The 14,504-nt window shown below is 62.0% G+C and carries 8 protein-coding genes; 1 reads left to right on the top strand and 7 read right to left on the bottom strand.

Annotated elements, in window-relative coordinates; all coding sequences use genetic code 11:
* Positions 1 to 46 precede the first annotated feature (46 nt).
* A complete protein-coding gene (locus tag PSH96_RS29320) occupies positions 47 to 1,036 on the top strand; it encodes a hypothetical protein (protein ID WP_305456753.1) in 990 nt (329 codons plus the stop codon).
* On the opposite strand, the gene pbpC is transcribed toward PSH96_RS29320, so the two are convergent.
* The 7 genes from pbpC to PSH96_RS29285 all read right to left on the bottom strand — a co-directional run bounded on the left by pbpC (position 1,033) and on the right by PSH96_RS29285 (position 14,503).
* Positions 1,033 to 3,342, bottom strand: coding sequence for a penicillin-binding protein 1C (gene pbpC, locus PSH96_RS29315; RefSeq protein WP_305456751.1), 2,310 nt, complete (start codon positions 3,340 to 3,342; stop codon positions 1,033 to 1,035). The genes PSH96_RS29320 and pbpC overlap by 4 nt on opposite strands.
* A complete protein-coding gene (locus PSH96_RS29310) occupies positions 3,323 to 9,139 on the bottom strand; it encodes an alpha-2-macroglobulin (protein ID WP_305456750.1) in 5,817 nt (1,938 codons plus the stop codon). The genes pbpC and PSH96_RS29310 overlap by 20 nt, the downstream gene beginning before the upstream one ends.
* Before the next feature lie 311 nt (positions 9,140 to 9,450).
* Positions 9,451 to 10,383, bottom strand: coding sequence for a phosphatidate cytidylyltransferase (locus PSH96_RS29305; RefSeq protein WP_305456749.1), 933 nt, complete (start codon positions 10,381 to 10,383; stop codon positions 9,451 to 9,453).
* Between the two features lies 1 nt (position 10,384).
* Positions 10,385 to 11,005 (bottom strand): 1-acyl-sn-glycerol-3-phosphate acyltransferase, encoded by a 621-nt coding sequence (locus PSH96_RS29300; protein ID WP_305456746.1) that lies wholly within the window; start codon positions 11,003 to 11,005, stop codon positions 10,385 to 10,387.
* Positions 11,006 to 11,014: 9 nt separating this feature from the next.
* On the bottom strand, positions 11,015 to 11,458 hold the full coding sequence (locus tag PSH96_RS29295; RefSeq protein ID WP_219337494.1) for a hypothetical protein: 444 nt from the start codon (positions 11,456 to 11,458) through the stop codon (positions 11,015 to 11,017).
* The gene (locus PSH96_RS29290) at positions 11,448 to 12,746 is read right to left on the bottom strand and encodes a phosphatase PAP2/dual specificity phosphatase family protein (protein ID WP_305456743.1); all 1,299 of its coding nucleotides are present in this window, start codon (positions 12,744 to 12,746) and stop codon (positions 11,448 to 11,450) included. The genes PSH96_RS29295 and PSH96_RS29290 overlap by 11 nt, the downstream gene beginning before the upstream one ends.
* A 2-nt stretch (positions 12,747 to 12,748) precedes the next feature.
* Positions 12,749 to 14,503, bottom strand: coding sequence for a bifunctional alpha/beta hydrolase/class I SAM-dependent methyltransferase (locus PSH96_RS29285; RefSeq protein WP_305456741.1), 1,755 nt, complete (start codon positions 14,501 to 14,503; stop codon positions 12,749 to 12,751).
* Position 14,504: the final 1 nt, after the last annotated feature.

Raw genomic sequence — 14,504 nt, 5'->3', positions numbered from 1 at the left:
CCCTAGAATGCAGCCTTATGGATAGCCAGCCAGGGGTGTCATCACTATGAACAGAGGTTTCTACCGTGCGGACAAACGCTTGCCGCTCAGCCTTTCGTACTCGCTGAGACCTGGTCTGGTAAAAGTCTGTGGCACTGTGATGCTCAAAGAGTCGCGCTTATCCCCAGTGGATGGCTTGCCCTGTGCCGGGTATTCACTGCAGATCCAGGAGAGCTACCGCGACAGCGGCGAAAGGGATGAATGGCGGACAGTATTTACTGACGCACAATGCAATGACTTTGCGCTCAAGGATGCCCACGGCACTGTGGATATCATCGCCGAAGGCATTGAGTTGTTTTCAGGCCAAGTGCCACAGCTAGGGGACTATCGTTACACCGCAGGACCGGGCCGCCAGCAAGGAGAAATCTTGCTCAGCGAAAGCCTGGAGGTCATGGTTATCGGTACTGCTATACAGCGTAACGGTAAAACGGTGATCGTCCGGGGTGAGGAGGCCGATACGGTATTTGGTGTGGAGCGGCTGCGCACTGTGAACAACTATCGTCTCGCTGTGCCAGCGTGGCGCGCCTTGGGGTTATACAGCGCCTTGGTGGCGTTGTTCAGTATGGCGCTACTGCTTATAGATCCGGCGCAATGGATGCAGTGGCAGTTGCCCAGCCGCGATACGTTCCAGCAAATGGCTGGATTGGGGCCATTCCATGAATGGGTGGCTTTGTTGTATCAGCGCCAAGGTTTATCGCTGCCGTTGTTGGCTGCCTTCGGTTGGATGGGCATAGTTTTCGTGCTGATGTGCGTTGCACGGGTGTTTCTTTATCGAGATATCCACAAGCGGGTTCAGCCCATACTTATCGCCTGGGGAGTAGTTGGCGTGATCGGTGGCGCTCTGGTGACTTGGGCATTGGTGGCGCTCGAGTTCGATCCATTCAAGATTTTTTTGATCTGGCTGAGCGTGATCATCGTCGCACTGGCCTTTTCTATTACCCAACAGCGGGCTTTGCAGGCGTTGGTGGCGAGCGTTTTCAAAACCGAGTTGACCTAAGGTACAAACTCTACTCGTAACCCGCGGCTCGCACTGCGGCCCTGATCATCGCTGACCCGCAACCGATACTCGCCCGACTTGCCCGGCCGCCAGTTCAAGGTGCTTTGCGGCGGGCCCTGGCCGATCAGCGTCTGGTCGGCAAACCAGTACAGCGTGGTCGCGTCGCTGGCCGCGTTGGCATTGAGCGGGATACTTTCCTGCGGCTGGGACAGGCGCAGTTGGTAGCTCACCTGGGTCAGCGGCGAGCGAATCTGCGGCGCTTCGCTTTGGTCGCTGATGCGGTTGGGCTGGCAATTTTTCATCACGTTGGGCGGCGTGCGCCGGGGCAGGCCGGCGGCGCGATAAAGGCGCTGCACATCGCTGGGCCAGAATTCGAAGACTTCTTCGCGGGTGTATTGCGGGTCGAACGGCGGGCACGCGGCCTTGCCGGTGCGCGTATCGATCAGTACCGGGCGATGCAGATTGGACACGCGAATTGGCGACACGCCGGGGATGTACCAGGTCTTGCGGGTTTGCGGGCACCAGCGGTTGGGCAGTTCGCCGGAGGCCGCGCACACGTCGATGCGCACCAGCCCGGCGGGCGGCTTGTCGGGTTTGATCACCACGTTGGGCAAGGCCAGGGGCAATGCGTCGGCGATACGGAAGAACAGCGGCGCGGCGGTTTTGGCGCCGATAAACGTCGGGTTCGGCCGCCCGTCAAAGTTGCCCACCCACACCACCAGCACATACGGCCCGACCAGGCCTGCGCTCCAGGCATCATGAAAGCCCCACGACGTGCCGGTTTTCCAGGCAGTGCGCCAGTGGCGGCCGGGCAGGCCATCCGGGCGCGGGTTGCGGCGCAGCATGTCGCGCACCATAAACGCCGCTTGGGGCGTAAGCAGTTGCGCACCGGTGGTTTGCGGCTGTTCCTGCACATAGCGCAAAGGCCGCAAATGCCCGTCACCCGCCAGCATCACATACAGGCGCGCCAGCTCTTCCGGCGTCATCTCGCCGCCGCCCAAAGCCAGGGCCAAGCCGTAGTGACTTTCCCCACGCAAGCCTTTGATACCGGCGCGTTGCAGCAAGCCATACAGCGAAGGCGACTGCACTTGGCTGGCGAGCCACACCGCCGGAATATTGCGACTACGGATCAACGCGTCCCGCGCCGTCAGTGGCCCGACAAAACTGCCGTCGAAATTTTCCGGCTGGAAGTAGCCGAAGTTACTGGGCAAATCCTTGAGGATGCTCATGGGGTGGATAACCCCCTGATCCAGTGCCAGCCCATACAGAAACGGCTTGAGCGTCGACCCAGGCGAGCGCCGTGACAACACGCCATTGACCTGCCCGTGGATGCTTGTGGATAAGTAATCCGCCGAACCTACCAGCGCCTTGACGCTCTGGTCGCGGCTGTCCACAAGGATGGCCGTGGCGTTTTCCACACCGGTACTGCGCCGCTCGGCAATAAAACCGGTGATCAGGCGTTCGAGCAGTTGCTGCAAGGGCAGGTTGAGGGTGGTGTTCAACTCGTTGCCGGGCTGGGATGCCAGCAACTGTTCGCTTAAGTGCGGCGCCAGAAACGGGATCTGCTGACGGTTGCGCGCCTCCAGGGGCAAGTCGAGCAAACTGTCGTTACGCGGGTCCTGTGGATAAGTTTCGCGCCAGTCGGCCATCAAGCGCAGCCGCGCATTTTGCAGCGACGGCCCGAAGCGTGCGCGCCGACCCGGTTGCTGTGGGATCACCGCCAGCGCCAAGGCTTCGGACAACGACAACTGCGCCGCCGACTTGCCAAAGTAAATCCGGCTGGCCGCTTCGGCGCCTTCGATATTGCCGCCCATGGGCGCCAGGTTCAGGTAAGCCTCAAGGATATCGTGCTTGCTGTAGCGCGCTTCCAGCCACAGCGCCAGGGCCATCTGCTGCAATTTGCCCGGCACTTGGCGGGTGTTGAGGTCCCACAACCGCCGCGCCAGCTGCATGCTCAAGGTTGAGCCGCCCTGACGCTGGCCGCCGCTGTAGGTGGCCATGGCCGCGCGCAGCAACGCCGGGGGGTTGATGCCCGGGTGCCAGTAGAAATTGCGGTCTTCCTTGAGCAGCAAGGCCTCGACCAGTGACGGCGACATGCGTTCCAGCGGCAGCCACAGGCGATATTGCCCATCCTCTGCCAGGGTCATGCGCAGCAACGCGCCGTCATCGGCCAACACCACGCGGGACGAGGTGACGGCCTGTTCCAGCGGGGCATGGGGCCACCATCGCAGCCCCGCCAGCGTGCCTGTAAAGAGTACCGCCGCTGCAAGCAGCGGCGTCAGGCGTTTAAGGCTTGGTAATTTCAAGCTGGCCTACTTTGCCGCGCCCTTGCAGGGTGGTTTCGTACATGCCTTCGGCGTAGGCCGGTGGCGTATTGAACGTCCCTGCATTAGTGGCGCGCACGCGGTACACGAAAGTGCCTACATCACGCAGCGCGGTGCCGTACAACACCACCCGATCATCGCGCACATCCACGTAGTCCGGCTGCCAGTTGCTCAGCTCGGTCTCGCCGATAGGTGCCTGCCAGGTATCGCCTTCATCACCGTCGGCGGTTTCCACGTACTCGGAGTCGTCGCCTTCACTTTCACTTTCTTCGTTGCTGGCGGCCGCTTCCGGCTCCGGCGGCAAGTTATACACAGGCTCGACGCCGCCTGGCAGCAGGTCGACCACGGCCACTTGCTGCACTTGGTCACGGTCGGTGGCGCGCAGGCGCAGGCGCACCAGGAACTCGTCGCCCACCGCGACTTTGCTCACCGGCTCGCCTTTGAGGTCGAGGTATTCGTGGATGATTTCCAGGCCATTGTTGATCGGCTTGAGCTTGGCACCCTTGTCGAAACCGGCTTCGCTGAGCATGTAGAAGGCGGCCGGTCCGTCGGTTTTTTCCATCACCAGCTTCTGCGTTTTACCCGGCACGGCGGCGCGCGGTGGCTGGCCGGCCATCTCCAGCAATTGCTGTTGCTTGTCGCCCAGCCAGGCAGTCGCCTTTAGGGTCATGTCGCTCTGGGCGCGCTGGCCATAGTTGTCCAGGGCGCGTAGCAGCAGGGCGGCCGACAGCGAGTTGTACCGCTGTTCGTTCAGGCGCTTGCCGAGTTTATCCAGCAGTGCCGTCGGTACATCGTCAAGCAACTCGGGGAAGTGGCGCGCCAGCAGGTGCAAGTGCTCGGCATCGTGTACCAGCGGGTCGTAATACAGGCCATCGCTCTCCCACTTATCCACCAGCGAACGCCACGGGATTTTGCGGAACAAGGTGTCGGCTTGACGATCCTGCTTGAGCAGCTTGTAACTGGCCGCCAGGTACGCGGCGCCCAGGTCGTTCTGCCAGGTGTCTTTGAAGTAGCTCTCGTAGCGCTCACGGATATCGCTCAAGGCGCCACTCACCAGAATCCCCTGACGGCTCAAGAGGTAACTGGCGTAGGCACGGTTGCGCAATTCCGACAGACCTTCGCTCGGGCCATTGGCCAGGTCCGTCAGGTAGGCGTTGGAGCGCGCCAGCAGGTCTTCCGGCACCGGCAGCCCGCGTTCCTTGGCTTCGATCAGGAAGTCGGTGGCATACAGGCTGGCATACGGCGCCACATCCGGGTTGGCCGCCCACAAACCAAAGCCACCGGCCGAGTTCTGGCGCTGGCGCAGCATGCGCACCGCGCCGCTGAAGGCTTGTTCGGCTTCTGGCGCGGTACCGCCCCAGATCAACGCCGGCATGGCCTTGGACACCAATTGCTCGGTGCAGGCGTAGCCATAGTCATCCAGGTAATGCTTGAGGCCGTTGGCCCAAACCAACGGCGACGCGGCCACGCCCAGTTGCACATCGCGCAGTTGGCTGAACAGCTCACGCGTCGGTTTCAGCTCTTTGCTGGCGCTGTCGAAACGGCCCAGGCTCAAGGCCACGCGATGCTCGCTCAGTGGGCGGATCGACGTGGTTTCCGCCACCTGGATACGTTTGCCGTTTGGCAGTACCGCGACAAAACGCAGGTCAGCCGAGCCGAGGGTTTCGCCCACCTTGATCTTGAACTCGGCAGTGCCTTCCTTGCGCGGTTGCAGCGACAGGGTGCTGCCTTTATCGCCCTGCACGTTGAGGCCGTCGCTGGTCTGCACTTCAAACTTCACGTCCGCTGCCGCGTCGAGGTTACTGAACACCCCGGCGCTTACATTGAACACATCCCCCGGCGCCACAAAGGCCGGCACGTTCGGCGTGATCACAATCGGCCCGCGCACTTCGGTATTGGCCTCGCTGACACCCACGCTGTCACTGTCCACTGCCACTGCAAACAAATGCAGCTTGCCGTTGAAGCTGTCCGGCACCTGGTAATGCAGCACGGTTTCACCAGCGGGCAGGTCGACCAGCCCGGACCACCAGGCCACGGGCGGCTGGTGTTTACGCTTGAACGGGTTGAGGTGGTTGGCCAGCGCGCCTTCGGTGTCACCACCCGGCGCTGCCCCACTGAGCAGGCGGCTGAATTCCGGCAGGATCAGGTCAAGAATCTGACTGGTGCCAACCTCCAACGCGCGTTTCTGGAAGAAGAAGCCCAACGGGTCGGGCGTCTGGTAACGCGCCACTTGCAGGATGCCTTCGTCCACCGCGTAAACCACTGCGCGGCCTGGGCGGTCGGCGGTGACCTTGATATCCAGGGTCTGCCCCGGCTCGATCTTCTCCGGGCCTTCAACCTTGAGCGCCATGCGCCGCGCATCCAGGTTGATGCTGAACGGCACCACGCCGTAGGACAGCGGGCTCATATAAACCTCAGGCGAACCCATGTCGCGCACAAACTGCACGTTGACGTAGGCATTGCCCTCAAGGCCTGCAGGCACGCGGATATGTTGCACGCTGTTGGTGCTGTCGGCCTTGAACCACTGTTGGGTGTAAACCTTGTCTCGCTCGATGGTGATCAAGCCGGCACCGGTGTACGGCGCGCGGATGCTGATCGCAATCTCATCGCCGGTGGCATAGCTGCGTTTATCCAGGCGCAGTTGCAGTTCGGCGTTGCGCTCCAGCGAGCGCGAGGTGTTGCCGCGCCCGGCCACGCTGTAGTCGATCTGGTTGAGCAGACGGCCGTTGGCGTCTTTGACTTGCAGGGTGAAATCACCCGGCGTGCCGGTGTTCAGGGTCTGCTTGGCGCCGTCCTTGGTCATCGTCAGCGGTGAAGCCGGCTGGCTGATGTTCTTGATGCGTGACTCGTACTTGTAGGTGCCGTTGGACTGTTTCACCAGCACCGACACGTAACGGTGTTCGACCACTTCACTGGTCAGGCCATCCACTGCCATCGGCGTGAGGTCCGGCGCTACGGCCAGCCATTGCACCTGGCGCGGGGCGTCCTTGGCGACGTACGACAGCGAATCCTGACTTTTCACACCAACTAGATAAGGCGCGGACGACACCAGCAGCGCACTTTGCGCCGCCACGTTGCGGCCACCTTCGGCCTCGAACACCTGGGTCATCACCTGCAGGCGATAGGTGCTGCTGGCGAAGCGTTGCAGGTTGAGGTCGAGCACGGCCTGGCCGTTGTCGTCGACGGTGGTTTCGGCCAGGTCTTCGGTGCTGGCCTCTTCCAGGGAATCGTTGAGGCGGAAGCGGTAATCGGGGTAACGGTCAAAGGCCGCGAGCGTCGGGCTCAGGGACATCTTCGCCGTGACACGTCGGCCGGCTGCCGGCGCGCCGAACAAGTGCATCGCGGTGACTTTGGCCACCACTTGGTCCGGCGGGATCCAGCCCAACACCGGCGTGTCGTGCAGGCTCAGGCTGACCTTCATGCGGTCCGGTTCGAAGTCGCGGACCTTGAAGCTGACACTGCCCAGGTCGGTGCGGGTGTTTTTCTGGCCAATCAGCTGCAACGTCGCGGTGTACTCACCGGCGGGCGCGACCTCACTGCTGGGGAAATCAAAGGTTTCAAAGCCGCTGGGGGACAGCTTCAGCGGCTGGCGAATTACTTCCAGGCCGCGTGGGTCGGTGATTTGCAGTTCAACCGGCAGGCCTTGCAAGGCGCCTTTCCAGTCGCCGCTGCGCACGATCATGCCCAGGTGCGCGGTCTCGCCCGGGCGGTACAGGCCACGGTCGGTGAACATGTAAGCGCTGAGGCGATTAATCGCGCCGTCTTCTTCCAAACCGCCTACATCGAAGCGTGAAAAGTCCAACTGCTGGGACTGACGGGCAATCGGCAGGAACGACTGGTCATTGCCGCGTGTGACTACGTACATCAGCGGCGTTTTCTCACGGCGCAGTTCGTCCAGCTTGGCGAAATGCGCGTGGCCTTCGACATCGGTGCGGCCGCTGGCGACCGGCAGACCGTTGCGACCCATGATGTCCACTTGTGCATCAGCCACTGGCGAGCCGTTGCCAATGGATTGCACAAACACATCGTGGCTGCCGTCGCTGGAGCGCTTGGCGATGATGCCAAGGTCGGTGACCACGATAAAACGCAGGTCGCTGGTACTGTTGCGTTCGTACTCGAACGTGCGCTCGGCCGGGTCATCCTGCGGGCTCAGCTTGAGCACGAAAATGCCGCGACGGCCGCCGTTGGCGGTGAGGTAGTGGCTCAGATCCACGTTGTCATAGACGGTTTTCGCCGGGTCATTGGACGACAGCGCAATATCCAGCGACTGACGCTCGACCATGCGGTCGAAGTATTCATTGCCGAAATTCGGCCGGGCGAAGCTGCCGCTGCTTTGGTCGACCAAATGCTGCAACTGGTTGGGCAGCAGGCGGGCGATTTCCACATGGGCGCCGGGCACGCCGCGGGCCATGAAGCCCAGGCGTTTTTCGCCGTTGAGGCTCAGCAGCGCGCCGTCCGACAGGAACTGCAAGGTACGTGGGTACGCCGGCATGCTGATCAGCGACGCCGTAGGGTTTTTTGCCAGATAACCGCCGATGGCTTCCAGGTTGGCGGGCACGCGCACATACAGCGCACGGCCGGCCGGGGCCTTGAATTTGAAGGCGTGCAGGGTGTTCAGCGGCTCGACGCTGGGCACGTGGGTCAGGCTGACCTTGGTACTGCGCGCGAGCATCGCGTCATCGATATCGTTGCTGGTGTAAGGGCGAGTGTCGTCTTCGGCCTTGGCCGGCAGCAACCAGGCCTGGACCTTGCCGGCGATGGTGTCATCGGCCACGGCGCTGGAACTGCTGAACATCAATACCGGCTCCGGTTCGCCGCGCTCGTTGTCGACAAAGCTGACCTCGGCAGCGGTAAACGTCAGGCGATAACGGCCGGGCACGGTAACTTCCGCCACCAGTGGCGCGGTGCTGGCATTGCCGCCGTCACGGGCCTTGATGCCCTCATCGAGCTTGGCACTGACCGGCGTGCTTTCCAGTGGCGTGGCCAGGGCGGCGGAGCGCACGTAAGCATTCAGCTTGAGCTCGTCGAAGGTGATTTCCGGGCGGTTGGGCAGTTGGGCGTCGCGGTAGGCCAGGCCTTTGCCGAGGGTTACCGAGACGCGCTTGCGCAGGTTGTCTTCATCCACCGGGTGGGAAAAGTGGAAGGTCGCCACCAGCTGTTTCAGTGTCGGGTTGGACGGGTCCTGGTACAGCTCGTTTTGCGCCAGGGTGGCGCGGAACGGTTGGGTCGAGAACTGGCTGCTGTATTGGCTCAGCAGCACGCCGTCAGCCAGCAGTTTTTTCTTGGCCAGGTCGAGCGTGTAATGGGCATCCACAGGCCAGTCTTTTTCCGGCACGAACACTAACGTGCGGTCGTCGGACCAACGCCAGGCACCGGCTACAGCGGGTTTAAGGGTGATGCCTTCTGTGACCGGCTTGCCAATGGCCGCCAGCGGAGCCACGGACTCGGCAAAACGCACCTGCAAGTTATCCACAACCGGAGGCTGCTGGGTGTAATCGGTCAGGTTCGGCTTATGCAGCGAATAACCCACGGTGTGGGGTTGCGGCAAATTCGAATACCAGTGCCAGCCATAAAAACCGGCGGCGGCCAGCAACACCAGGCCCAAGACCCCGGCACCCGCCTGGCGCGGATAGGCGCGGGCCTTCTGGCCCAGGTTCCCCACGCCACGGCCGGTGGCTCGCAGCCAGGCTAGCGGCTGCCATTGGCCAAAGATGGCACTCACCACAGTCAGTAAAGCGCCGAGAATTCGGCGGCTGATCGCTTTCAACGAGTCGAACATGGTGAGCATCCCTGGCAAAGTGCGGACTATCTTACACGCGTCTTTGATACAAAAGATGACGTGAAGTGGTCTGCGTGCTCAGGCGTGTTGCACAAAGGTGAGGCGTACCGCAAAACCGATCGAAAGGTTGGCCGTGAAGCAAGGTTTCGGATTGAGCGGGGCCTCCCAATACACCACAAAACACCTGTGGGAGCTGGCTTGCCTGCGATGGCGGCGGCACACCCAAAAGTGATGCTGGCTGACACTCCGCTATCGCAGGCAAGCCAGCTCCCACAATTGATCTGAGTTGGGCTTAGGAGAGAGTGTTTTTCTCAGGTCCACCAGTAGCGCACAAGGTGAAAGAAAATCGGCGCGGCAAAGCACACCGAATCCAGGCGGTCCAGCATCCCGCCGTGGCCTTCGATCATGTGCCCCCAATCCTTCACGCCCCGGTCGCGCTTGATCGCCGACATCACGATGCCGCCGGCGAAGCCCAGCAGGTTGATCAGCAGCGCGATCAGGAATGACTGCCACGGGTTGAACGGCGTGGTCCACCACAGCGCCGCGCCGATCAGGGACGACAGCAGAATCCCGCCGACAAAGCCTTCCACGGTTTTGGAAGGTGACAGGTTGGGCGCGATCTTGTGTTTGCCGAACAGCTTGCCGCACACGTACTGCAGCACGTCCGACAGCTGCACCACGATCACCAGGTAAGCGATCAGCAACAGGTTGCGGCCTTCGTAGCCGGGAATGTCGAGCGTCAGCAGGGCGGGCACGAACGACACGCAGAACACCGCGATCATCAGGCCCCATTGCACCTTCGACGCTCGCTCCAGAAAGTGCGTACTGTCGCCACCCAGCGAAGCAAGGATCGGCAGCAGCAGGAACACATACACCGGGATAAAGATCGAGAACAGCCCGTACCAGTCGGCATAGATCAGCAGGTATTGCAGCGGCAGCGCCAGGTAAAACGCCGCCACCAGCGCCGGATAATCGCTGCGGCGGGTGGGCGTGAGGGTGAGAAATTCGCGCAGGGCGTAGAACGACACTGCATAGAACAGCAGGATCACCGCGCCGGTACCGAGCCAGAAAGCGATACCGATCACCACCACCATCACCCACCACGCATTGATGCGGGCGTTGAGGTTCTCTACCACCGCATTCGGCGTACCACGGGTGCGCAGTTTGAGGATCAGGCCGATCAGCGAGGCGAGCACCAGGATCGCGCCGATCCCGCCGAACAGCATCAGGGTTTGGCTATCCATGTCAGACATGCTCCGGGGCAAGGGCGAGCAGGGCATCGCGGGTGCGGGCGAGGAAGGCGGCCTTTTCTTCACCGTCTTCCAATTGCAGCGGCGCGCCGAAGCTGGTGGTGCACAGCAACGGCAGCGGCAGTACGCGGCCCTTGGGCATGACCCGGTTGAGGTTGGCGATCCACACCGGAATCAACTCGGCCTGTGGGTAACTTTTTGCCAGGTGATACAGGCCACTTTTGAACGGCAGCAAACCGTCCTCCAGGTTGCGCGTGCCTTCGGGAAAAATGATCAAGGAATCGCCGCCTTCCAGCGCGGCCAGCATCGGCTGCAAGGGATTATCCACAGGGGCTTTACGCTCACGGTCGATCAACACGCCGTTGAACACCCGGTTGATGATGTAGCGGCGCAATGCGCTTTGGTTCCAGTAATCACTACCGGCCACCGGGCGCGTGAATTTGCGCAGGTTTTGCGGCAACGACGCCCATAGCAAGACGAAATCACCGTGGCTGCTGTGGTTGGCGAAGTAGATGCGTTGCACCGGCACCGGCGCGCACCCTAGCCAAAGGCTACGGGCGCCGGTGACGGTGCGGGCCATCGAGGTAATCAGGGTGGCGACCACGGGTTCGAACATGGGGATTCCTTATCCGGCGAAAGGTAGCCAAGGGCTGGCGAGGATGACGGCCAGGGTCAGCAGCGCTTGCGCGCCCAGCAACCAGGCTTGTTTGCGCAGCAGTTTGAGCGCGCCGCGACGGCGTTCGGTCCAGGGCCTGCCCGCGCGTTTGGGCGATTGCAGGCCGAGGCTCTGCAAGGCTTGGTCGAGATCGGCCGTGCGCTCGGTGTCGCGGGCCAGCAGGGCGAACAGGTCGGCGTCGAAGGCCACGCGCAAGGCCCAGTACTTTTGCAGCAGGCCGAGAATAATCATCCACAGGCTGAGCAGCAGGCACAGGGTCGAAACGCTGGCCAACAGCAACTGAGCAAGGCCGAACAACACACCAGCCACGGTCAGGCCTGTGGATAGCTGATCCAGCGAGCGGCCACGGCGCAACAAGCTGGCAACCACCTGGAGTTCCATATCAGCGGGCATGGGGCAAACCCTCCAACGCTTTACGGTGAGCAGGATGCAGGACCACTTCGGCCCGTGCTGTACGAATAATAGCCACTGCCTCGTCGACCGTTGCGGCGCGCCCGCTGTGCAGCAGCCACGCGGCGACGGCGGTGGCGCTGCGCGAGTAGCCAAGGGCGCAGCACACCAGCAGCGGGCCGCTTGAACGCAGGCGTTCAATGGCCTCAGCGGCTTGCAGGCATTGCGCGGGCGTTGGCGCGATCAGGTCGAGCACAGGCACGCATTCATAGGCGCGGCCCTGTGGATTAATCGGCAATTCGGCGCACAGATCGACAATGGCCTTGAATGAACCTTGCTCGCCGGTGGCAGGGATTCGACCAAGCCAGACGTTATCCACAATCTGGTCGGGCTGTGGATGTTTACGTGTCCACAGCCTGGAATTTATCCACGCGGCCGCCAAGTAAGGTGCATACAGCCAGCGCGCGGCAGAAGTGAGCCGACCGTCTTTGCGCTTCTGGAAGCCCGCCGCGCCGAGTACGAAGTAGTTCGCCTTGATCAAACCCAAGGAAACCGCAGGCCAAAGCAGCCACAACCACCCGCCGCGCAGCACCAAGGCCAGAATCACCAGCACCACTGCGCCCAAGCCATAGCGCACACCCAATCGCCAGCGCTGGGTATCCCGCGTCAGCCGTGCATTCAAAAGCGGGCTTGGATGTTCAACCGGCCACAGCCACACACACAACCAACCGGCCAGGGCGCCTGTGGGTAAGTCAATGAAGTGATGTTGATAAGTGGTCAGCACCGAAATACCGATCAACGCGAACCAGCCATGCACCAGCCAACGCCAGAACCCTTGGGTGTGACGCTGGTACATGACCCACAAAATCACCAGCAACGCGATATGCAGCGACGGCGCCTGGTTGAAGGGTTTATCGAACCCGGCCAGCACCGCAAACAACCAACCGAATACGCCATCCAGCTCCGGCCGTTCAAAGGTGAAACGCAGCGGCCAGATCAAAAAGCAGCTCACTGCAATGACTTGCGCACTGAGCAGGCGCAACGCGTGTTGTTTCAGCTCATGGCGAGTATTGGGCAGTAGCAGCGAAAACCCGTAGAGCAGGTCGATGGACCAGTAGGGCACGATGGTCCAGGCCCAGAATGGCATATGGGTTTCCCAGCCGAACACCAGCGTGCCGACGTCGCTTCGCTGGCTGGTGACCCAGGTGGCAAAGCCGTAGGTGCTGAAAAACAGCGGCGCCAACAACAGCAGCCACAGGACGGCGGGTTTCAATAAACCGGGTTCGCGCATGCTCAGATCTTCTGCGCCAGGGACACGGTGAAAATGCCCCACTCATCCACACGTTGGGTGATTTTGCGAAAGCCCGCCGCCTCGACCAATTGATCCATTTCTGCCTGGCTGCGACGGCGCATTACCCAGGCCTGGCCCTGGCGATGGCTGGTCAACGCGCGGGCGATCAGTTCCAGTTGCGGGTGCCATGGCTGGCCGGTGTAGACCAGATACCCGCCGGGCTCCACCGCTTCGGCAAGACCTGCCAGCGACCCGCCGACCATGCCGTTATCGGCAAACAGCTCATACAGGCCGGACACCACCGCCAGGGTCGGCTTGGGCGCCAGTGCCGCCAAGTCCGCACGGTCAAATGCGTCGCCTTTGACGAACTGCGCGATGTCCCCCAGGCCTTTCTCGCGAATCAGCGCACCGCCGTCACGCACGTTGATGTCGCTGTAGTCGCGCAACAGGATAGATTCCGGCAGCGGCGACACGCCTTGCAGGGCTTCAAGGATGTAGCGCCCATGACCGGCGGCGATATCGACAATGCGCACTTCGCGATCATCGGCACGCAACCTGGCCATGGCCAGCCGTAGCAGTTCCTCGACGTTCAACTTGCGCTGGCGAATGCCGCGCCAGCCGATGGAGTTGAGGTAATTGGTGTCGATCATCCGCCCCAAGCCGCCCTTGCCGGTGGGCTTATTGCGGTACACGTAGTCCAGGGTGCTGCCGGAGTCGAAGCCGGTGTCGAAGCCCAGTTTCACCCCGTCCGACAGGTTCTTGCCCAGGCCCATGCTGGCGCGGGTCATGCGCCAGTACAGGTCGCGCAGGGAGTTACGCGGCAGCGGCGCGGCGAGGGCTTCGGACTCGGCGCAGGTGGCGCCCATTTTGTCGGCATCCAGCAGGGCGGCGCGGTCAAGTGGGTGGGTGAAGTTCTGCAGGATAAAGCGCCGGGCACTGTTCACGGCCACGGCGCGGTCGCGCTCGCCAAGGGTGTCGTGGAAAAAGCCGGGCAGGATGTGCAGCTCTTTTTTCAGGCTGCCAAGCCGGTCAAAAAATTGCTGCTGAGGTTTGCGGTGCACCACGAAGTCGGAGCCGGAGATGAGCAATTGCGTCGGCACCTGAATCGCCTGGGCATCGGCGACCACCCGGTCGGCGGCTTCGTACAAACCCAGCAGCACATTCACCGAAATCGCCTTGGTGATCAGCGGGTCGCTGTCGTAGGACGCGACGCGCTCAGGGTCATGGCTGAGGAACTTGGCCTTGACGTAGCTGTTGACGAAAAAGTTGCCGCGAAACTTGCGCATCAACGCCAGCCCAGGCCGGGCGAAGGGCACGTACAGCTTGACCTTGAACGCCGGGGAGGCGAGCACCAGCGCGCGGATTTTTGGCGCGTAGTCGTGTACCCAAGTGGCCGCGATCACCGCGCCGACGCTTTGGGCGATGACGGCGAAGTTTTGTTCTTCTATGCCGTAAGTGGCACCGATGTGTTCGCAGAAGGTCTGCACGTCGCGGGCGCTGGTGGCGAAGCTTGGGCTGTCACCGCGGGCGCCCGGCGACTGGCCGTGGCCACGGGCGTCCCAGGCGAAGAAATCGAATTGCGGCAGGTCGAGCTCGTCGACCAGGTGGGCAATACGGCCCGAATGCTCATGGCCGCGATGGAACAGCAGGATCGCCTTGCGCGGCTCGTCGCCCACAGGCGCAGTGGCCGGCCAGTGCCGATAAAAAAGCTCGACGCCATCATGGGTACCAAAGGTGTGCTCTTGCTGTTCGCGCATC

Origin of the sequence: Pseudomonas sp. FP2338, from assembly GCF_030687515.1 — a bacterium.
In the GTDB taxonomy this organism is placed as follows: Bacteria; Pseudomonadota; Gammaproteobacteria; order Pseudomonadales; family Pseudomonadaceae; genus Aquipseudomonas; species Aquipseudomonas salomonii.
The sequence above is the reverse complement of the archived record's forward strand: the minus strand, read 5'-3'. Positions and strand labels throughout refer to the sequence as shown.